The organism is Cellulomonas olei (assembly GCF_039548315.1).
Taxonomy (GTDB): Bacteria; Actinomycetota; Actinomycetes; order Actinomycetales; family Cellulomonadaceae; genus Cellulomonas.
Window position 1 is genome coordinate 1 of record NZ_JBCLVN010000005.1, and the last position, 19149, is coordinate 19149.

A 19149-nucleotide genomic window follows, 5' to 3' on the forward strand; every position below is an offset into this window, starting at 1 on the left:
GTTGCAACCGCCGCCTGAAACCGCCCGCGCTGAACCCCGCATCTGCTGCAACCTCGTGGGGCCGGGCGAGGCCGTGGGTCAGGGCCGCGCGGATCCAGGTGAGTGTCCGGGCGGGGCGTCGGAGGTCGTCCGCGGTGCACGTGACGACCCGCCAGCCGAGCGCCTCCATCGCCTGGCGCCGGCCGATGTCCCGCCGCCAGGTCGTGCGGTCCGTCCGGTGCACGTCCCCGTCGTACTCGATCGCGACCTTCGACGCCGGGTAGCTGAGGTCCGGCAGCGCGACGAACGTCCCGGAGCCCGACAGCACCGGCACGTTGACGACCGGCTCGGGGAGGCCGCCCCTGACGACCAGGAGGCGCAGCCGCGTCTCCATCGGCGAGTCCGTGCGAGGTCGGACCCGCGACAGCGCCGCGCGCAGCCGTCGCCGGCCACGTGCCCTCGGCGGCAGGAGCGCGAGGGCGTCCTCGAGCCCGCCGACGGACGACAGCGGGGCGCGTCGGCGGGTGAGCGCGTCGCCGAGCACGACGAGCTCCTCCTCGTCGAGCTCGCCGCCCATCCGGGTCCACACCACCTCGGGCGGCAGCACCCGCACGCCGCCCGCGAGCAACCGCGTGGGGACCCCGGGCCCGCTACGGCGATGGCCCCGGACGCCCGGCCGACGCGGCGGCGTGGTGCCCGGGCCGACCTCGACGTGCAGAGCGCCCGCCGGGTCGACGCCTCGCGGCAGGTCCACGTGCAGCAGCGCGAGTGCCGTCGCACCGCAGAACACCGCGTCCGCCGGTAGCCACGGCAAGGCCTCGCGGCACCGGGCCAGGACGTCGACCGCCTCCGGGGGTGGTCCGGTGGCGCGGAAGCCGCGGGTCGGCGCCCGGAGGGACTCACGACGGAGCTGCGCCGGTGTCATGCCCGCGGCCCGGCCTTCACGGACGCTGAACGCCGCCCCGAGCCCTGACGGCACAGGAGCGGGGCGTTGCGGCATGCAGCCACGGTGACGCGTCGGGCCCGCGAGGGGCAGCACCGGGGTGGTCGTCCTGGGGACCGGACCGTCCGGTTGGCCCTGTGGAGGACCCGTCCCCGCTGACCGACCCGTCCGGACCGCTCCGACCCGTGCGGTCCGCTCGACCTGCCCGTCCCGCTCGACCTCCCGCCCGTGCTGCCGCACGAGAGTGCAGTCGTTGCGGGGTTCAGAGCGGCGAAACCCGCAACGACTGCACTCTCGACGAGCCGACCGGCTCGCGGGTGCGGGGGCCGGAGGGGCGGCGGTTTCGTTAGCGAAGGTAATGAGTTAGGGTAAGGACATGCCTGCCGATGCCCCCGAGGAGCCGCGTGTGGCCGCGGCGCAGTGCCGGCCGTCGACGCTCGCCGGTGAGCTGCGCGTCGCGCTCGCCAAGTCCACGCGACGCATCCGCTCACGGCGCGGCGCCGCCGACCTGCCGGACCCGCAGTTCAACGTCCTCGCGATCCTGCTGCGCGAGGGCCCGCTGACGCCCGGCGCGCTCGCCGAGGCCGAGCACGTGCAGCCGCCGTCGATGACCCGCACCGTGAACGCCCTGGTCGGGCTCGGGTTCGTCGCGAAGTCGGAGCACCCCACCGACGGGCGACAGGTCGTCGTGAGCCTGACGGACGCGGGGGAGGCCGAGGTCCGGGAGACCCGCCGCCGCCGCGACGCGTGGCTCGCCGACCAGCTCAAGAACCTGACCCCCGACGAACGCCGGACCCTGGCGCAGGCCGCCGTGCTGCTGCGCCGGATCGCGGCAGGATGAGGCCCCCTGCATGAACTCCACCTTCGCCTCGCTGAGGTACGTGAACTACCGGCTGTGGTTCGCCGGCGCGCTGGTCGCGAACATCGGCACCTGGATGCAGCGTGTCGGGCAGGACTGGCTCGTGCTCACCGACCTGTCCGACGACTCGGGGCTGGCGGTCGGCATCACGACCGCGCTGCAGTTCGCCCCGACGCTGCTGCTGTCGGCCTGGGCCGGCCTGCTCGCGGACCGGGTGAACCGCCGCAAGCTGCTGATGATCACGCAGGCCGCGCAGGGCGTGCTCGCGTTCGGCCTGGGTGCGCTGGTGCTCTCGGGTCACGCCGAGCTCTGGCACGTCTACGTCTTCGCGGCGCTGCTGGGGGCGGTCGCCGCGGTCGACCAGCCGGTGCGGCAGACGTTCGTGGCGGAGCTGGTGCCCGCGGGCCGGCTGTCGAACGCGGTGGGGCTCAACAGCACGTCCTTCAACGCGGCGCGCCTGATCGGGCCGGGGCTCGCGGGCCTGCTGATCGCGGCGGTCGGCACGGGCTGGGTGTTCGTCATCAACGGGGTGTCGTTCGCGGCGACGATCCTGGCGCTCGTGGCGATGCGGACGTCCGAGCTGCACGCGATGCCGGTCGCCCGGCGCGCGAAGGGCCAGATCCGCGAGGGCGTCCGCTACGTGCGCGGGCGCAGCGACATCCTCGTGATCATGGCGGTGATCGGCGTGGTGTCGACGTTCGGCCTGAACTTCCAGATGACGTCGGCCCTCATGGCGCGTGCCGAGTTCGGCAAGGGCGCGGGGGAGTACGGGATCCTCGGGTCGGTGCTGGCCATCGGCTCGCTCGGCGGGGCGCTGCTGGCCGCGCGGCGGGAGCGGCCGCGGGTGCGTCTCGTGATCGGGGCGGCGTTCGCGTTCGGCGTGGCGACGGGCGTGCAGGCGCTGATGCCGACGTACGCCTCGTACGCGGTCGCGTGCATCCCGGTGGGCCTGGCGTCCCTGACGATGCTGACGGCGGCCAACACGACCATCCAGATGTCGACGGACCCCACCGTGCGCGGGCGGGTGATGTCGCTCTACATGATCGTCATGCTCGGGGCGACGCCGATCGGGTCGCCGATCGTGGGGTGGATCGGGGAGACGTTCGGCCCGCGCTGGTCGATCGGCATCGGCTCGATCACGGCGCTGCTCGTCTCGGCGCTCGCCGCGGTGTGGGCGAAGCGGCGCTGGCAGGTGGAGCTGCGGTACCACGTGCGGACGCGCCCCCACCTCGAGGTGCTGCACCCGGACGTGCCCGCGCCTCGCCGTGCGGCGGCCGACCAGCTCGCCGCGCGGGAGGCCGCCGACGCGTCGGTGTGACACCACCCGGGTGAACTTGGCCCCCTGCGGGCCGGTCGATTTGTCCGGTATGTGACGATCGGTCGATGACCATCCGGCGGCGTGTGCTCCTGGCCGCTGCCGTGCTGCTCACCGCGGTGCTGCTGGTCGGCGGGTGGCTGGCGTACCGGGTCTGGCAGGCCGCGGACGCCGCCCGCGACCTGCAGGCCGCCGCGTCCGGCGCCGGCGAGGAGGTCGCCCGGCTCGACGTCGCGGCGCTGCGCCACCGGCTCGACGCGGTGCAGGACGCCGCCGCACGGGTGCACGCCGCCGGGCAGGACCCGGTGTGGCGCGTGGCCGAGCACCTGCCGGTCGTCGGGGACGACCTCGCCGCCGTCTCGGCGATCGGCCGGGCCGCGGACGCGCTCGCGGGCGACGCCGCGCCCGACCTCCTCGACGCCCTCGACTCGCTCGCCGAGCCGTCCGGCGGCGCGGGCGCGTCGGCCGGCGGGGGCACCGTGCCCGACGGCTGGGTCGACCTGCAGGCGCTCGCCGACGCGGCACCGGCGCTCGACCGCGCGGCGGCCACCGTCGAGCGGCTGCGCACGGACCTCGCCGCCGTCGACCCCGACGGGCTGGTCGGGCCGCTCGCCGGTCCCGTGGCCGGGCTCCGTGACGCCGTCGACGGCGCGGCCGGGCCGCTGCAGACGGTCCGCGAGCTCGCACCCGTGCTCCCCGGCCTCCTCGGCGCGGACGGCCCGCGCACGTACCTGCTGCTGTCCCTCAACCCGGCGGAGCTGCGCGCGCAGGGCGGCATCGTCGGTGCCGTCAGCGTGCTCCAGGCCCGCGACGGCGCCGTGGGGCTCGTCGGGCAGCGCAGCACCGCGGACCTGCCCGAGCTCGCCGAGTCCGCGCTGCCGCTGAGCGACGCCGAGCTCGCGCTGTTCGGGGACCGACTCGGCCGCTGGGTGCAGGACACCGTGCTCACGCCCGACTTCCCGCGTGCCGCCGAGGCCGCGTCCGCGTTCTGGACCGCGTCCACCGGGCAGCGGGTCGACGGGGTGCTCGCCACCGACCCGGTGGTCGTCGCGGACCTCCTCGGCGCGACCGGGCGGACCGTGAGCGCGGACGGCACCGAGCTCGGCGGGGACGACCTGCTGCGGGGCCTGCTGCGCGACGCCTACCTCGCCTACGGCGACCCCAAGGCGGGCGACGCGTTCTACGCCCAGGTCGCGGCGGAGGCGTTCGGCGTCCTGCGCGACGCCGCCGCCGACCCGGCGACCGCGGGGGCGGCGGTGCAGGTCGCGGCCGACGCCGTGGAGCAGCGCCGGGTCGCGGTCTGGTCGGCGGACCCTGTCGAGCAGGCGGGGATCGCCGCGTCCGTGCTCGGCGGGGCGTTCCTCACGGGCGACCCGCCGACGCCGACCGGCACGGCGGGGCAGGCCGTCGGCGTGTTCCTCGACGACGCGACGGCCGGCAAGCTCGACGTCGACCTCGACGCCCAGGTCGCCGTGACCCTGACCGGGTGCGGGTCGCCGGACGTGCAGGCCCGCATCGACCTGACGCTCGGCTACCGGCCGCCCGCCGACGTCGCGACCTTCCCGGCGCAGGTGCTCGGGGACGGCGGGTCCGGGCTGCCGCCCGGGTGGCTGGCGACGAACGTGTCGTTCTACTCCGCGCGCGACGGCCGGCTCGGCGAGATCCGGCGCGACGACGCCGTGGTCGGTGGGCAGACCGCCCGCACCGCGCGCCGCGACGTCGCCGTGGTGACCTCCCGCCTCGAGCCGGGCGGGGCGGAGACCTACACGCTGACGGTGCCGGCCACGGCGAGCGGGATCACCGTCTGGACCACCCCGACCCTGACGGGCCCGGGCCTCGTCGAGTCCCACTGCCCCGCCCCCTGACCCCCCGCACCCCGCGCCCTGCACCCACCCCGCCCGCACCCACCCACCCCCTCTGAGCCCGTCGGAGGCTCCGACGGGCCATCGTGGTGGTCCGGGGAGCACCACGACGGCGCGCGGCCACCTCCGAGCGCGTTCGGAGCCTCCGACCGAGGGTGCGCGTGACCGCGAACGGCACGGCACCCCGCACCCCGAGCAGGGCCGGACTCCGTCCCGTCGGAGGCTCCGAACGGTGATCGTGGTGGTCCGGGGAGCACCACGACGGCGCGCGGCCACCGCCGAGCGCGTTCGGAGCCTCCGAACGGGTGGGGCGGGTGGGGCGGGTGGGGGCGGCGAGTGGGGTGGGTCGGCGGGTCGGTGGGTCGGCGGGTCGGTGCGTGGGGTGTCGTGGCTGGTCGGGGGCTTCGGGGGTGCTCTTCCGCGTGATCATGCGGATTTCACCCGGCCCTCCGGTCGGCGCGTCGGGCCCCGGTGGCCGTAGCATGGGCGAAATGTCCGATTTGTACGAATCGGTGAGGCGAGCCCGGCGACGGCGTCGGGCGGGTGGAGGTGTGACATGGCACGGACGCGACGAGCGCTCGCCGGGCTCCTGCTGACGGCGCTGGCCGTGACGGCGGGGGCGGCTCCGGCGTTCGCGTCGCCGGCTCCTGCGACGCCGGGACCGGCCGCGCTCCGGCCGGCGGCCGACGACCCGGCCGCGGACGACCCGGCGGCCGGCCCGGACGCGACCGACCCCGGCCCGGACGCCGGCGCGACCGACCCCGACGCCGCCTGCACGACGCCCTCCGACGGCTACGCCCCGGCCGGTCGCTGCGAGCTGGTCATCGCCCGCGCGACCGCGCTCTGCGTCGGCGACGCCCCCGTGCTCGACTACGCCGTCGAGCCGTACGGGACGTCGAACGACACGGTCACGCTCACGTGGGTCAACCCCGACGGCGACGCGGTGGTCCAGTCGGGCCTGCCGCTCAGCGGCCGGGTGTACTGGCCCGGCACCGTGCTCGACGGCGACCGGGTCGTCGACTGGCCCGGCTGGTCGCAGCAGCCGGACGGCACGTGGGTGCAGCACGACGAGTTCGACTTCTCCCGGCCGGCGGTGCGGGTCGAGTTCGAGGTGAACCCGTCGGCGTCGACCGTCGTGGCCTACCCGCCGCCGACGTCGGCGTGCGCGGGGCCGCAGGAGGAGGTCGACGGCGTGGTCGTGACGCCCCCGGACTCGGAGGTCTCCGGCGTCGTGACGACCTCCGAGGTGCTCGCCGCGCCCGCGACGGAGGTCCGCTACCAGTCGGCGGTGCTCGCCGTGACCGGGGCGAACTCGTGGCAGCTGCTGGCCGCCGCGGGTGGCGCGGTGCTGCTGGGTGCCGGACTGGTCGTGGTCGCGTCCCGCCGGACCCACCGGGCCCGCTGACCCCGTCCCGCCCACCGGGCGGGATCGCACGGCACCGGCCAGGCCCCGTGCCCGGCCGGTGCCGTCGGCCCCGTGCTCGGCCGGTGCCGTCCGTCGCGTCGGCCGTGCGCGGGGGAGCGCCCCCCCGGCCGTCAGAGCAGCCGGTCCACCACGTGGTCGATGCAGGCGGTGAGCGCCAGCACGTCGTCCGGCTCCACCGACGGGAACATCGCGACCCGCAGCTGGTTGCGCCCGAGCTTGCGGTAGGGCTCGACGTCGACGATGCCGTGCGCCCGCAGGATGCGCGCCACGGTCGGCGCCTCGATCTCGGGCGCGAGGTCCACGGTGCCGACGACGGGTGAACGCTGCCCGGGGTCGGTGACGAACGGGCGGGCCCAGTCGCGCGCGTCCGCCCAGCCGTACAGGTGCCCGGCGGAGGTCGCGGTCCGCGAGGCGCACCAGTCGAGGCCGCCGTTCGCCAGCATCCAGTCGACCTGCTCCGCGAGCAGCACGAGCGTGGCGATCGCGGGGGTGTTGAGGGTCTGGTCCGCACGCGAGCTGCGCACGGCCGCGCTCAGGGACAGGAACTCGGGCACCCAGCGGCCGGACTCGACGCGCTCGGCGCGCTCGACCGCGGCGGGGGACAGCACGGCCAGCCACAGGCCGCCGTCGGACGAGAACGACTTCTGCGGCGCGAAGTAGTAGGCGTCGGTCTGCGCGACGTCGACGGCGAGGCCCCCGGCGCCCGAGGTGGCGTCGACCAGCACCAGCGCGCCCTGGTCGGCGGAGCCCGGCACGCGGCGGACGGGCGCGACGGCGCCGGTGGACGTCTCGTTGTGCGCCCACGCGTAGGCGTCGACGCCGTCGGCGGCCGCGGGCGTCGCCGAGGACCCGGCGGGCACCTCGGTGACGACGGGGTCCTCGAGGAACGGGGCGCGTGCCGCGGCGGCCGCGAACTTGCCCCCGAACTCCCCGAAGACGGCGTGGGCCGAACGGCGCTCCACGAGGCACAGCGTCGCGACGTCCCAGAAGGCCGTCGAGCCGCCGTTCCCGAGCGCGACCTCGTACCCGTCCGGGAGGGAGAACAGCTCGCCGAGCCCGGCGCGCACGCGGCCGACGAGCGAGCGGACGGGGGCCTGGCGGTGCGAGGTGCCGAGGAGGCTGCGGCCGACCTCGGCGAGCGCCCGGACCTGCGCGTCGCGGACCTTCGCGGGCCCGGAGCCGAACCGGCCGTCCGACGGCAGGAGCTCCTCGGGGATGGTCACGGTGGCGGGCGTCACGGTCACGCGCCGCACCCTACGCGCCCGACGCCGCCCGGCGGCAGGACCAACTAGCCTGTGGACGGACGTCTGCGTACACAGGAGGGCACCGGCGTGAGTGACCTGATCGACACGACCGAGATGTATCTGAAGACCATCTACGAGCTCACCGAGGAGGGCATCACGCCGCTGCGCGCCCGCATCGCCGAGCGGCTCGGGCACAGCGGTCCCACGGTGTCCCAGACCGTCGCCCGCATGGAGCGGGACGGGCTCGTCGTCGTGTCCGGTGACCGCCACCTGGAGCTGACCGAGGCGGGCCGCACGAAGGCGATGCGCGTGATGCGCAAGCACCGGCTGGCCGAGCGGCTACTGGTCGACGTCATCGGGCTGGACTGGGAGTACGTCCACGAGGAGGCGTGCCGCTGGGAGCACGTCATGAGCGAGCGGGTGGAGCGCCGGCTCGCCGGCCTGCTCGACCACCCGCACTTCGACCCGTACGGCAACCCGATCCCCGGTCTCGACGAGATCGGGGAGGAGCGCACGCCGGTCGGGTTCCTCGACGGCGTGGAGTCGCTCGTCGCCGTCGCGGCGGCCGCGACCGGCCCGACCACGGGGGTCGTCGCCCGGCTGGGTGAGCCCATCCAGACGGACGTGGACCTGCTCGCCCGCCTCGCGCAGGCCGGCGTGCGTCCCGGCCAGGAGGTCACGGTCGAGAAGGGCGCCGGCGTCGTCACGGTCGGGAAGCCCGGCGCGGAGACGGTGCTCGACCTGCCGCAGGAGGTCGCGCGCCACGTGTTCCTCGGGGTCGGCTGAGGCCCTCGCCCAGCGCCGGCGACGGCGCCCGGCACCGACGGCCCCGCGGTGTGGCACGCGCCACCCGCAGGGCCTCGTCGTGTGCGTGACCAGGGTCCCCGCGGGGGCGTCCGGGTGATCGGCAAACGGATCGTGACCGGAACGTGACAATCGGCTCGGGGGTCGGGTACGGTCGGTCCTGCTCGACGGAACCCTCCTCCGTCAGAGCCCTTGGACGGTACGCCGAGCCCTGCCGCCGCCCGAGGTCCGTACGACTCGCCGGCAGGGGCGGGGGAACCACTTGTGGGCACCGGCGACGGTGTCCTTGGGGTGAAGCCGCGCGACGTGACCGGGACCTCCCGGGAGCGCCACGCGGCCGGGTATCTCCACCCGAACCCGACAGCTCACCTCGTAGGCGCCAGGAGAGGCTGTACGTGTCCGCAAGTGCTGTGCGCGCCCGACACCGTTCTGCGCGTCGCCCCGTCACCCCCCTGACCGACCTCGCCACCGCCGCCACGGGCACCCTCGCCCAGGCCGGTCGCCGCACCGCCGTCGTCGCGGCCACCACGGGGCTCATGGTCTCCGCGGTCGCCGTCCCCGCCGGCGCCGCGACGACCTCCGGCGACCAGGCCGCGCTGCCGTCGGTCGACACCACCGCGCTGACCGCCTCCGCGAAGACGGTCCTCGACACCGCGCCGGTCGTCACCGCCCCGGCCGACGCCGCGTGGACCTTCGAGGCCCCCGCCGCGACCGCCGTGGTCCCGGAGCCCGAGCCGGAGCCCGAGCCCGAGCCGGTCGTCTCCCGCAGCGCCCAGCGCGCCACGGTCGAGGCCGCCCCGGTCGAGGTCGCCGCCGCTGCCGTGCCGCAGTCTGTCGCCGGCAACGCCGTCCTCGAGATCGCGGCCCGCTACGTCGGCACGCCGTACGTCTCCGGCGGCACGACCCCGGACGGCTTCGACTGCTCCGGCTTCGTGTCCTACGTGTACGCGCAGCTCGGCATCTCGCTGCCCCGCACGTCGTCGGCGATCCGCGACGCGGGCACGGTCATCTCGGCCGCCGAGGCCCAGCCGGGTGACCTCATCTGGAGCCCCGGCCACATCTCGATCTACGCCGGCGGCGACCAGCAGATCGACTCCCCGCGCCCCGGCAAGACGGTGCAGTTCCGCGCCATCTGGCAGAGCTCGCCGACGTTCATCCGCATCGGCTGAGTCTCCCGGGCACGCACGACGCCTCCAGGACCCCCGCACCCGCCCCGGGTGCGGGGGTCCTGCCGTCCCCGGGGGGTCCGCACGCCGCGCACCGGCGCGGCCGGCGCGAAAGACCGGGCCGGTTCCCGGGGTGGGCGCGTACGCTGGCGCTGCTCGCTCCCCAGCGGACCCGTCAGCCAGACGGGCCCCCCGGTCAAGGAGTTCGCCGTGCTGCTCCCTGCGCCACCCCGGACGTTGCTCCTCAACGCCAGCCTGGAACCGCTGTGCGTCGTCGCACTGCCGCGCGCCGTCACGCTCGTGATGTCGGGCAAGGCGACGGTGCTCGAGTCGGACGGGCGGGTGCTGCACTCCGAGCACGTCGCCGTCCCGATGCCCGTGGTGCTGTCGCTGACCCGCTACGTGCACGTCCCCGTGCGCCGGCCGCTGCCGCCGACGCGCCGCACCGTGCTCCAGCGCGACGACCACCGGTGCGCGTACTGCGGCTCGCACGCCGACACCGTGGACCACGTGCACCCCCGCTCGCGCGGCGGCCGGCACGAGTGGACCAACGTCGTCGCGGCGTGCCGGCGGTGCAACCACCGCAAGGCCGACCACCTGCTCCATGAGATCGGGTGGGAGCTGGCCTGGACGCCGTCGGCCCCGCGGGGTGCGACGGCGTTCCTGCGCGGGGTGGCCGCCGACGAGCCCGCCTGGTCCGCGTACCTCGCCGCCTGAGCGACGGAGCGGGTCAAGGGGACGGCAAGGAAACGCCACGCCCTGCTCCGTGGCAGGTGCGGATCCGGCATGATCGGGGGCACACTGGGGTGTGCCACCAAGGAGGTCGGAGCCATGAAGCGGGACGCGGAGATCCTGGTCGGGGTGGACGGGTCGGCGGCGAGCATGCACGCGCTCGACTGGGCTGCCGGGGAGGCGCGTACGCGACGGCGCCCGCTGCACGTGGTGTGCTCCTACACGCTGCCGTCGTTCACGGCCGCCTCGCTGGACGGCGGGTACGCGGCCCTCGACGACACCGCCATCCAGCAGGGCGCCCGCGCGGTGCTCGCGGAGGCGCAGCAGCGCGTCGCCGGGCCGGACCTCCAGGTCACGACCACCGTGGCGACCGGCGACGCGGCGGCCGTCCTGGTCGAGATGTCACGGGACGCCTCGCTCGTCGTCGTCGGCACCAGGGGCAAGGGCGGGTTCGCGGACCGGCTGCTCGGGACCGTCTCGTCGACGCTGCCGGCGCACGCGTACTGCCCGACCGTCGTCGTGCCGCTGCGCGACCAGCGCCGGGGCGGCATCGTGCCGAGCGACGAGTCCGCGCCGGTGGTCCGGCCCGTGCGGCGCATGGTCGTCGGCGTGGACGGCTCCCCGCAGGCGGACCTCGCCCTGCGCCACGCGATCGAGGAGGCGCAGGCGTGGGGCGCCGAGCTCACGGCCGTCGCCGGCGTGCCCGTCGGCAGCGGCTCGGGCGTCATGGCGTGGCTGCCCGCGACGATCGACCAGACGCAGGTGCTCGCGGACGTCACGGAGGGGCTCAACGTCGTCGTCGACCGCGCGCTGGCCGACCACCCCGGCGCCACGGTGCGGAGGGCCGTGCTGGACGGCACCGGCGCGGAGCTGCTCACCGAGTTCTCGGCCGCGACCGACCTCATCGTCGTGGGCTCCCGGGGGCGGGGCGGGTTCACGGGGCTGCTGCTCGGCTCCACGAGCCAGGCCGTGCTGCACCACTCGGCGTGCCCGGTGATGGTGGTCACGAACCGGTGCGCGGAGCGGGTGGCGGCCGCCGGGGCCGGCGGCGCCGAGGGGACCGCAGGCGCCGCGGGGACGGCCGGGGCCGGGGCGGACGGCGGCGCGGCGGGCTGACGGAAGCGGCGGGCTGACGCGGCGCGGGCGGCTCAGGCGGGGGGCGGCACGTCCGGTCGCCGCACCAGCGCCGACAGCACGACCGTGGAGCGCGTCCGCGACACGAACGGCTCGGCGGCGAGGCGCTCGACCACCTGCTCCAGGTGCCGCATGTCCCGGGCGCGCACCTGCACGACCAGGTCGACGTCGCCCGTGACGGTGCTGGCGGCGACGACCTCCGGGTAGCGCTCGACGGCTGAGCGCATCGTGGCCGGGCTCGTCGAGCCGTGGCAGAACAGCTCGACGAAGGCCTCGGTGGCCCACCCGAGGGCGGCCGGGTCCAGCAGGACGGTGAACCCGCGGACGACGCCGCGCTCCCGCAGGCGGTCCACGCGCCGCTTCACCGCCGGGGCGGACAGCGACACGACCGCGCCGAGGTCCGCGTACGACGCGCGGGCGTCGACGGCCAGCTCGCGCAGCAGCGCCTCGTCGATCGGGTCCAGGTCGCCGGAGTAGGTGGGCACGGGCCCATCTTCGCGCACGGTGCGGACGGCCTCCGCGGTCGTCCGGGTGCTGGGGAACCACCGGCGGCCCCTCACGCGGGCCGCAGCCGGGCCGGTCGTCGGAGGCGATCTTCGGCGACACCCTTCAGGCCGCCGCGCCGCGCGCCGATGACACCGGGGAGAGATCGTCATCGAGCAGATGGGGGCAGGCGGATGCCGGCACCGCACGCCGGGCGGACGGCGCCCGGACCCGCGCCCGCAGCGACCGCGACCGAGCCGGCGCCGGCGCCCGCCGGGCCGCTCGCACCGGAGCTGGCGCCCGACCCGCGCCTCGGGCCGCCCCGCACCCGTTCGGAGGCTCCCACCGGGACGATCCCCACGCAGCGCACGCGCGCGCTCGACCCGGCGCCCTCCCCGGCGCCCTCCCCGGCGTCGTCGCCGGCCTCGCCGGTCGCGCCGGCCGCGCCCGCCCGTGCGGTCCGTCGGGCGGTCGCCGTGACGGTGCTCTGCCTGCTGCTCGTCGGCGTGGTCGCGACGGCCGTCGTGCTGCAGCTGCGGGCGGATGCCCGGGCCACCGCGTGGGCGCACGCCCAGCAGCGGGTCGCGGCGCAGGTCGCCGCGGACCGCGCGGACGCCGCCGTCTCCGCGTCGGCCCGTGCGGACGCCGTCGCGGCGTCGTACGCCGCCGCGAGCGAGGCCGCGGTCGCCGGGGCCGAGCGGGTGCTCGCGGACGCCCGTGCCGCGGCGGACGCGTCCCCGCACGCCGGGGACGAGGCCCTGGGCGCGCTGCGCTCGGCGACGCAGGCCGTGGAGGCGGCGTCGGCCGGCCTCGGCGACGGCACCAGCGTCGCCGCGCTGCGGGCGACCGCGCAGGCCGTGGCCGCCCCCCAGCGGGCCGTCGTCGAGGCGCAGGCGGCGTGGCAGGCGGCGGAGGACGCGCGGATCGAGGCCGAGCGGGTCGCGGCCGAGCGCGCCGCTGCGGAGGCCGCCGCCCGCGCCGCAGCCGCTCGCCCGACCGGTGGGTCACGGCCCGTCACCACGACCACCGGCGGCGGCGCCGCAGCCCCGGCCGCGGCCGCCCCTGCGAGCGCGTGGGTCGCGGGCGTGTCCTCCTACGGCGTCGGCGGGCTCGGCGCGTCGATCAACGCGGCCCGGGCGGCGAACGGCCTGCCCGCGCTCGCGGTGGTCGGGTCGTCCTCCCTGGCGGACCACGCCGCGGCGATGGCGGCGGCCGGCAGCATCTGGCACTCCGGCAGCGACCACATCGTCGGGTGGGTGCAGCCCGTCAGCGACGAGCAGATGATCCAGGCGTACCTGAACTCCCCGCCGCACCGCGCGTGGATCCTCAAGGACGGGGTGTCGACCGTCTCGATCGGCGCGGTGACGTACGGCGGGCGGCTCTACACCGCGATGCTGTTCTCCTGACGCCGGCGGCGCGCCCGACGACGACGCCCGCCGCCCGCGGCCGTCAGCGCAGCGCCTGCGTCAGGCGGTCCAGCGCCAGGTCCAGGTCGTCCTCGTCGATGACGAGCGGCGGCGCCAGGCGGATCGTCGAGCCGTGGGTGTCCTTGGCCAGCACGCCGAGCGCGAGCAGCCGCTCGCACAGCTGCCGGCCGGTCATCCGGGCCGGGTCGACGTCGAGCCCCGCCCAGAGCCCGACGCCGCGGGCGCCGACCAGCAGCCCCGTGTCGACCAGGGTCGCGAGCCGGGCGTGCAGCCGCTCGCCCAGCACCCGCGCGCGCTCCTGGTGCGTGCCGGTGCGCAGCAGGTCCACCACCGCGATGCCCACGGCGCACGCCAGCGGGTTGCCGCCGAAGGTCGACCCGTGCGTGCCCGCGGTGAGCACCCCCAGCACGTCCGGCCGCCCCACGACCGCGGACACGGGCAGCACCCCGCCGCCGAGCGCCTTCCCGAGCGTGACAAGATCCGCCCGCACGCCCCACAGCTCCAGCGCGAACGTCGTCCCCGTGCGCCCGAGGCCCGACTGGATCTCGTCCGCGATCAGCAGCACGCCGGCCTCGGTGCAGATGTCCCGGACGGCCGGCCAGTAGGTCTCGGGCGGGACCACGACCCCCTGCTCGCCCTGGATCGGCTCGAGCAGCACGGCGACCGTGGTGTCGTCGACCGCGGCACGCAGCGCCTCGGCGTCGCCGAACGGCACGACGCGGAACCCGGGCGTGTGCGGGGCGAACCCCTCGCGCGCCTCCGGGTCGGTGGAGAACGACACGATCGTCGTCGTGCGGCCGTGGAAGTTCCCCGACGCGACGACGATCGTGGCCTGCTCCGGTGCGACGCCCCGGACCTCGTACCCCCACTTGCGCGCGGCCTTGATGGCCGTCTCGACGGCCTCCGCGCCCGTGTTCATCGGCAGCACCATCGGGACGACGCCGTCGTCCTCGGCGCCCGCGACCACGGGGCGGGCCAGGTCGGACACCGCGGTCGCGAACGGGTGCAGCAGGTCGTGGTCGAACGCCCGCGACGACAGCGTGAGGCGGTCCAGCTGCGCGTGGGCCGCGGCCGTCAGCGCCGGGTGCCGGTGCCCGAAGTTCAGCGCCGAGTAGCCGGCCAGCAGGTCGAGGTAGGTGCGGCCGTCGACGTCCCGCACCCACGCGCCCTCGCCCGTCGTGAGCGTGACGGGCAGCGGGTGGTAGTTCTGCGCGAGCGGCCCGGCGGCGGCGCCCCCGGCGTGGCGGGCGGGGATCGTGGCGGTCATGGCGTCACCTCGGCGGGCGGGCGCCCCGGGTGTCCGCAGGGCGCGGGTGGAGCGGTGCGGGGTCGTGTGGTGCGGGTCGGGCCGGGCGGACGGCCGCCCGGCCCGGAGGGGTCAGCGGGCGGCGCGGATCTCCAGCGTGCAGCACTTCGCGCCGCCGCCGCCCTTGAGCAGCTCGCTGGTGTCGACGGGGTGCGGGCGGTAGCCGCGCTCGGTGAGCTGGGCCGCCAGGTCGACGGCACCGGGCGCGACGACGACGTTCAGGCCGTCGCTGACGGCGTTCAGCCCGAGGCAGGCGGCGTCGCGCTCGGAGGCGATGACGGCGTCCGGGAACCGGCGCTCCAGCTCGGCCCGGGAGGCGTCGGAGAACGCCGGCGGGAAGTACGCGACCTGCTCGGCGCCGGGCTCGGAGCCCAGCACGGCCAGCGCGGTGTCGAGGTGGTAGTAGTGCGGGTCGACCAGCTCGAGCGACACGACCTCGCGGCCGGTGACCCGCGCGATCTCGTCGTGCGCGGCGCGGTCGGTGCGGAACCCGGTGCCCGCCAGCAGCACGTCCCCGACGGACAGGATGTCGCCCTCGCCCTCGTTCACCTGCTCCGCGGTGTGCGTGACGTAGCCGTGGTCCGCGAACCACTTCTCGTAGGCCGGGCCCTCGGGCTGGCGCTCGGGGTGGCGGAACCGGGCGGAGTACACCAGGCCGTCGACGACCGTGGCGCCGTTCGCGGCGTACACCATGTCCGGCAGCCCGGGGATCGGGTCGATGGTCTCGACGACGTGCCCGAGCGACTCGAACGTCTCCCGCAGGGTCCGCCACTGCTGCACCGCGAGACCGGCGTCCGTGTACCGGGTCGAGTCCATCCACGGGTTGATCTCGTACGAGACGGTGTAGTGGGTCGGCTCGCACATCAGGTAGTGCCGGGTCGTGGCGCGGGGCGTGACGGTCATGGGTGCTCCTCGAAGGTGCGGGTGCGGTCGGGTCCACGGGACGTCGGCCGCCTCGTCGGGGCACGTCCCGCACAGCCTACGAGTCGTCCGGGCTGCACATCATGGCGCGATGTTGCGCAGCGACCGGTGCTTCGTTGCGCGGATCGGGCCTCATCCGGCGTTTCGTTGCGTCTCGCGGGCCGCGCGGCCCAGCACCAGGGCGATCATCCGGTCGGTGCCGACGGCCCCCGCCCACGCCGTCAGCCCAGGTGGCAGCCCCTTCAGGTGCACCTGCTCGGACCACGTGACGCGCGAGCGGCCCGGTCCGGCGTCGGCGACCTCGATGCGCGCCGACCCGAGCAGCACGGGCCCGAGCTTGACGAGCACCGCCACGCCCGGCGCGGCACCCAGCGGCGGGTCGAACCGCTCGATGCGCATCCGGTCGACCAGCCCGCCGCCACCGCGACGCGCGCGCGGTCCGGTCACGGCCACCACCAGGTCCCCCGGCTCCGGGGGCGACGACGGTGCGCAGGGCCGCCACCCGGCGCCGTCCGGGCGGTGGAGGGTCACCCGCGTGGCCGGCACCCAGCGGCCGTGGTGGCGGACGTCGGCGACCAGCGCCCAGGCCTCGTCGGCACCGAGCGCGAGCGTCCGCTGCACGCGCGCCCACGGGAGCGACCGGGGCGGATGAGACGGTCCTGCGGGCACCGGACACCCCCCTCGTGCGGCGCTGGCCCGATCCGGGCGCAGGGACCATCTTGCTCCCCGGAACGCCCGGCGGGGCGGTGGCGGGGCCGACGCGTCGCCGCAGTCCCGGGCGCGCGGCACCCCCGCCGCCGCGGGTAGCCTCGCGGCCATGCAGACGAGGACGCTGGGCAGGACCGGACGGGACGTCGGGGTCGTGGGGCTGGGCTGCTGGCAGCTCGGCGCGGACTGGGGCGAGGTCGCCGAGGACGACGCGCTCGCCGTGCTCGCCGCCGCAGCCGACGCGGGCGTGACGTTCTTCGACACCGCCGACGTGTACGGCGACGGCCGCAGCGAGACGCTCATCGGGCGGTTCCTGGCGGACCGGCCCGCGGACGCCGCGCGGATCACCGTCGCGACGAAGATGGGCCGCCGCGCGGACCCGCACGTCGCGGAGGCGTACACGCTCGACGCGTTCCGGGCCTGGACGGACCGGTCCCGCGCCAACCTCGGCGTGGACACCCTCGACCTGGTGCAGCTGCACTGCCCGCCGAGCGTCGTGCTCGACCGGGACGCCACGTACGACGCGCTCGACACGCTGGTCGACGAGGGCCGCGTCGCCGCGTACGGGGTGTCCGTCGAGACCGTCGACGAGGCGCTCGCGGCGATCGCCCGCCCGCACGTCGCGACGGTGCAGATCATCCTCAACGCGTTCCGGCGCAAGCCGCTCGAGCGGGTGCTGCCCGCCGCCGCGCAGGCCGGCGTCGGGATCATCGCGCGGGTCCCGCTCGCGAGCGGCCTGCTGTCCGGGAAGTACGACGAGCACACGCAGTTCGCCGCCACGGACCACCGCGCCTACAACCGGCACGGCGAGGCGTTCGACGTCGGCGAGACGTTCTCGGGCGTGCCGTACGAGGTCGGCGTGGCGGCGGCCCGCGAGGTCGCGGCGCTGACCCCCGAGGGCGCGACGACCGCCCAGCTCGCGCTGCGGTGGATCGTCGACCAGCCCGGGGTCTCGACCGTCATCCCCGGCGCCCGCAACCCCGAGCAGGCGCGCGCCAACGCCGCCGCGGCGTCGCTGCCCGCGCTGGACGAGGCCACCCAGGACGCCCTGCGGGCGATCTACGACGACCGCATCCGGGAGCACGTCCACACCCGCTGGTGACCCGGCCCGGGCCCGCCCGCGACGCGGGCCCGGCCCATGGCCCGAGCGCACGAGCGCCGCGAGCGTGGCGCGCGCCCGGCCCGGGTGCGCCCGCGTCGTCCTGTCGCCGAGGTTGCTGTCGTTGCGGGGTTCGCGCGCGGGAACCCCGCATCTGCTGCAACGTCGATGGGTCTGGGCCCAGGTGCGGGTGGCGAGAGGCCAGGAACTGGTGGTCGGTCGGGGGGCCGGTGCCCGGGTGCTGGCCTCTCGATGCGTCGGGCGGGTGTGCGCTCGGGGTGTGGCCTCTGGCTGCACGCGGCCCGGGTGCGCCCGCGTCGTCCTGTCGACGAGGTTGCTGTCGTTGCGGGGTTCGCGCGCGGGAACCCCGCATCTGCTGCAACGTCGATGGGTCTGGGCCCAGGTGCGGGTGGCGAGAGGCCAGGAACTGGTGGTCGCGCGGCGGTTCGGTGCCCGGGTACTGGCCTCTCGTTGTGCCCGGCGGGTGTGTGCTCGCGGCGGGCGTGGGGGCGGCCCGCGGGGTCAGCGCGGCGGGGCCGGGGTGCCCTCGGGGAGCAGGCGGGGCTCGGCGCCGGTCTCGACGACCAGGACGCGGTCGCCGAACGCCGCGGGTGCCGGGCCGAAGGCCTGCTGGGCGCCCTCGATGACGGTGCGTGCGAGCGCCCGCGCGCCGGTCACGCCGATCACGGCCCCGATGCCGAACGGCACGAGCCGCCCGAACGCGAGGCCGCTCTGCCGGGCGAGCTGCCGCCGGAACAGCTGCCGGGTCAGCCGGGTGTTGACGCGGCGGATCGTGCCGGTCGGCATCCGGGTCAGCAGGGCGCGGGCGACGGAGACGGTGCGGATGCCGCCGGCGTCGGCCACGGCCTTGACGCCGGTCTCGCCGAGGATCGTGGCGAGCAGCAGCGCCCGGCGGCGCTCGGCGTCCTGCACGTCGATGCCGTGCACGCTCGCGACGGCCAGCGAGAACGCTGCGGACGCACCGAAGAACGTCGCCACGTCGCCGAGCGTCAGGGCCAGGGCGACGCCCGTGCCGACCGCCGGGGCGGCGGCCGCCGCGCCGACGGCGCCGCCGGTGCCCTGGACGAGCAGCAGGTACTCGCGCTCGAGCAGCTCGACGAGCTGCTGCGGCGTGGCGTCCGGGTGCTTGCGCCGGAGCTGGTCGACGTGCGCGTGGACGGTCGCGGACGGGATCGTCACGGCCCGGTCCAGGGCCGCGTCGACCAGCGGGGTGCGGCGCGTCACGGGCTGACGACCTCGAGGTCGACCGTCGCGCCGTGCTTGAGGGTGCGGCCCACGGTGCAGTGCTGGTCGACGGCCCGCTGCACGACGCGCAGCAGCCGGTCGCGCGTGGCCTCGTCGAGCCCGCTGAGGTCGACGACCATCCGCTCCTGCAGCGCGGGGTAGCGGTCCTCGGTGGGGTGGTTCGCGCCCTCGACCTCGACGGTGACCTCGACGTCCGGGCCGAGCCGGTGGCTCAACGCGGTGTCGGCGGACATGCCGGAGCACCCGGCGAGCGCGATCTTCAGCAGCTCGCCGGGCGTGAACACCGCGCCGGCCTCGACGGGGCCGATGCTGACCTCGGCGCCGCGGCTGTTGCGACCGGTGTACGTGCGGGTGCCGGTCCGCTCGACCCAGAGCCGGGTGGACTGCGCGGGGGCCGTGGACGGGACGTGCGCCGTGGCGTCCGGCGCGGACGGGGTCTCCATGACGCCCGATCCTCGCACGCACCCGCCCGTGC

The 19149-nt window shown here is 76.4% G+C and carries 18 protein-coding genes and 1 riboswitch; of the genes, 10 read left to right on the plus strand and 8 right to left on the minus strand.

Translation table 11 applies throughout. The features are described 5' to 3' along the window. The coding region (locus tag AAHH18_RS02625) for an endonuclease domain-containing protein (protein ID WP_459349069.1) at window positions 1–586 on the minus strand (586 nt) is incomplete at its 3' end. 712 nt (window positions 587–1298) lie between these two features. Between AAHH18_RS02625 and AAHH18_RS02630 the strand changes: the two genes are divergently transcribed. The 4 genes from AAHH18_RS02630 to AAHH18_RS02645 all read left to right on the plus strand — a co-directional run bounded on the left by AAHH18_RS02630 (window position 1299) and on the right by AAHH18_RS02645 (window position 6363). Continuing rightward, a complete protein-coding gene (locus AAHH18_RS02630) occupies window positions 1299–1763 on the plus strand; it encodes a MarR family winged helix-turn-helix transcriptional regulator (protein WP_343300458.1) in 465 nt (154 codons plus the stop codon). Window positions 1764–1773: 10 nt separating this feature from the next. Beyond that, window positions 1774–3099, plus strand: coding sequence for an MFS transporter (locus AAHH18_RS02635; RefSeq protein WP_343300459.1), 1326 nt, complete (start codon window positions 1774–1776; stop codon window positions 3097–3099). A gap of 65 nt (window positions 3100–3164) precedes the next feature. Continuing rightward, window positions 3165–4961, plus strand: a complete 1797-nt coding sequence (locus AAHH18_RS02640) for a DUF4012 domain-containing protein (RefSeq protein WP_343300460.1) — start codon at window positions 3165–3167, stop codon at window positions 4959–4961. Window positions 4962–5514: 553 nt separating this feature from the next. Continuing rightward, window positions 5515–6363, plus strand: coding sequence for a peptidase (locus AAHH18_RS02645; RefSeq protein WP_343300461.1), 849 nt, complete (start codon window positions 5515–5517; stop codon window positions 6361–6363). Between the two features lie 131 nt (window positions 6364–6494). Here the strand turns inward: AAHH18_RS02645 and serC are convergent, their stop codons facing one another. After that, window positions 6495–7628, minus strand: coding sequence for a phosphoserine transaminase (gene serC, locus AAHH18_RS02650; protein ID WP_343300462.1), 1134 nt, complete (start codon window positions 7626–7628; stop codon window positions 6495–6497). Between the two features lie 87 nt (window positions 7629–7715). Between serC and AAHH18_RS02655 the strand changes: the two genes are divergently transcribed. The 4 genes from AAHH18_RS02655 to AAHH18_RS02670 all read left to right on the plus strand — a co-directional run bounded on the left by AAHH18_RS02655 (window position 7716) and on the right by AAHH18_RS02670 (window position 11446). After that, window positions 7716–8414, plus strand: a complete 699-nt coding sequence (locus AAHH18_RS02655) for a metal-dependent transcriptional regulator (protein ID WP_343300463.1) — start codon at window positions 7716–7718, stop codon at window positions 8412–8414. A 246-nt stretch (window positions 8415–8660) separates the two neighbouring features. Continuing rightward, window positions 8661–8825: riboswitch (cyclic di-AMP (ydaO/yuaA leader) on the plus strand. Between the two features lie 17 nt (window positions 8826–8842). Beyond that, a complete protein-coding gene (locus tag AAHH18_RS02660) occupies window positions 8843–9601 on the plus strand; it encodes a C40 family peptidase (RefSeq protein WP_459349070.1) in 759 nt (252 codons plus the stop codon). Window positions 9602–9808: 207 nt separating this feature from the next. After that, window positions 9809–10315, plus strand: coding sequence for an HNH endonuclease (locus AAHH18_RS02665; RefSeq protein WP_343300465.1), 507 nt, complete (start codon window positions 9809–9811; stop codon window positions 10313–10315). Between the two features lie 114 nt (window positions 10316–10429). Next, window positions 10430–11446 (plus strand): universal stress protein, encoded by a 1017-nt coding sequence (locus tag AAHH18_RS02670; RefSeq protein WP_283321481.1) that lies wholly within the window; start codon window positions 10430–10432, stop codon window positions 11444–11446. Window positions 11447–11478: 32 nt separating this feature from the next. Here the strand turns inward: AAHH18_RS02670 and AAHH18_RS02675 are convergent, their stop codons facing one another. Continuing rightward, window positions 11479–11949 (minus strand): Lrp/AsnC family transcriptional regulator, encoded by a 471-nt coding sequence (locus AAHH18_RS02675; RefSeq protein WP_343300466.1) that lies wholly within the window; start codon window positions 11947–11949, stop codon window positions 11479–11481. 192 nt (window positions 11950–12141) lie between these two features. Between AAHH18_RS02675 and AAHH18_RS02680 the strand changes: the two genes are divergently transcribed. After that, entirely contained in the window at window positions 12142–13353 is a 1212-nt protein-coding gene (locus tag AAHH18_RS02680; protein ID WP_343300467.1) for a spore germination YkwD domain-containing protein, read from the plus strand. A 43-nt stretch (window positions 13354–13396) separates the two neighbouring features. Here AAHH18_RS02680 and rocD read toward each other — a convergent pair whose 3' ends face one another. The 3 genes from rocD to AAHH18_RS02695 form a co-directional block, all read right to left on the minus strand. Beyond that, window positions 13397–14641, minus strand: a complete 1245-nt coding sequence (gene rocD / locus AAHH18_RS02685) for an ornithine--oxo-acid transaminase (protein ID WP_343300468.1) — start codon at window positions 14639–14641, stop codon at window positions 13397–13399. Window positions 14642–14752: 111 nt separating this feature from the next. Continuing rightward, the gene (gene ddaH, locus AAHH18_RS02690) at window positions 14753–15583 is read right to left on the minus strand and encodes a dimethylargininase (RefSeq protein WP_343300469.1); all 831 of its coding nucleotides are present in this window, start codon (window positions 15581–15583) and stop codon (window positions 14753–14755) included. A 150-nt stretch (window positions 15584–15733) separates the two neighbouring features. Beyond that, a complete protein-coding gene (locus tag AAHH18_RS02695) occupies window positions 15734–16222 on the minus strand; it encodes an SRPBCC family protein (RefSeq protein ID WP_343300471.1) in 489 nt (162 codons plus the stop codon). A gap of 196 nt (window positions 16223–16418) precedes the next feature. Between AAHH18_RS02695 and AAHH18_RS02700 the strand changes: the two genes are divergently transcribed. Next, on the plus strand, window positions 16419–17411 hold the full coding sequence (locus tag AAHH18_RS02700) for an aldo/keto reductase (protein WP_283321475.1): 993 nt from the start codon (window positions 16419–16421) through the stop codon (window positions 17409–17411). Window positions 17412–17930: 519 nt separating this feature from the next. Here AAHH18_RS02700 and AAHH18_RS02705 read toward each other — a convergent pair. Further along, window positions 17931–18653: a hypothetical protein gene (locus AAHH18_RS02705; protein ID WP_343300472.1), complete on the minus strand. Its 723-nt coding sequence runs from the start codon at window positions 18651–18653 to the stop codon at window positions 17931–17933. Beyond that, window positions 18650–19117, minus strand: a complete 468-nt coding sequence (locus AAHH18_RS02710) for an OsmC family protein (protein WP_283321472.1) — start codon at window positions 19115–19117, stop codon at window positions 18650–18652. The genes AAHH18_RS02705 and AAHH18_RS02710 overlap by 4 nt, the downstream gene beginning before the upstream one ends. Between the last annotated feature and the right edge of the window lie 32 nt (window positions 19118–19149).

Coding starts and splice junctions, on each gene's coding strand:
- AAHH18_RS02630 (WP_343300458.1), top strand. CDS start 1,299: ATGCCTGCCGATGCCCCCGAGGAGCCGCGTGTGGCCGCGGCGCAGTGC.
- AAHH18_RS02635 (WP_343300459.1), top strand. CDS start 1,774: ATGAACTCCACCTTCGCCTCGCTGAGGTACGTGAACTACCGGCTGTGG.
- AAHH18_RS02640 (WP_343300460.1), top strand. CDS start 3,165: ATGACCATCCGGCGGCGTGTGCTCCTGGCCGCTGCCGTGCTGCTCACC.
- AAHH18_RS02645 (WP_343300461.1), top strand. CDS start 5,515: ATGGCACGGACGCGACGAGCGCTCGCCGGGCTCCTGCTGACGGCGCTG.
- AAHH18_RS02670 (WP_283321481.1), top strand. CDS start 10,430: ATGAAGCGGGACGCGGAGATCCTGGTCGGGGTGGACGGGTCGGCGGCG.
- AAHH18_RS02680 (WP_343300467.1), top strand. CDS start 12,142: ATGCCGGCACCGCACGCCGGGCGGACGGCGCCCGGACCCGCGCCCGCA.
- rocD (WP_343300468.1), bottom strand. CDS start 14,641: ATGACCGCCACGATCCCCGCCCGCCACGCCGGGGGCGCCGCCGCCGGG.
- ddaH (WP_343300469.1), bottom strand. CDS start 15,583: ATGACCGTCACGCCCCGCGCCACGACCCGGCACTACCTGATGTGCGAG.
- AAHH18_RS02700 (WP_283321475.1), top strand. CDS start 16,419: ATGCAGACGAGGACGCTGGGCAGGACCGGACGGGACGTCGGGGTCGTG.
- AAHH18_RS02710 (WP_283321472.1), bottom strand. CDS start 19,117: ATGGAGACCCCGTCCGCGCCGGACGCCACGGCGCACGTCCCGTCCACG.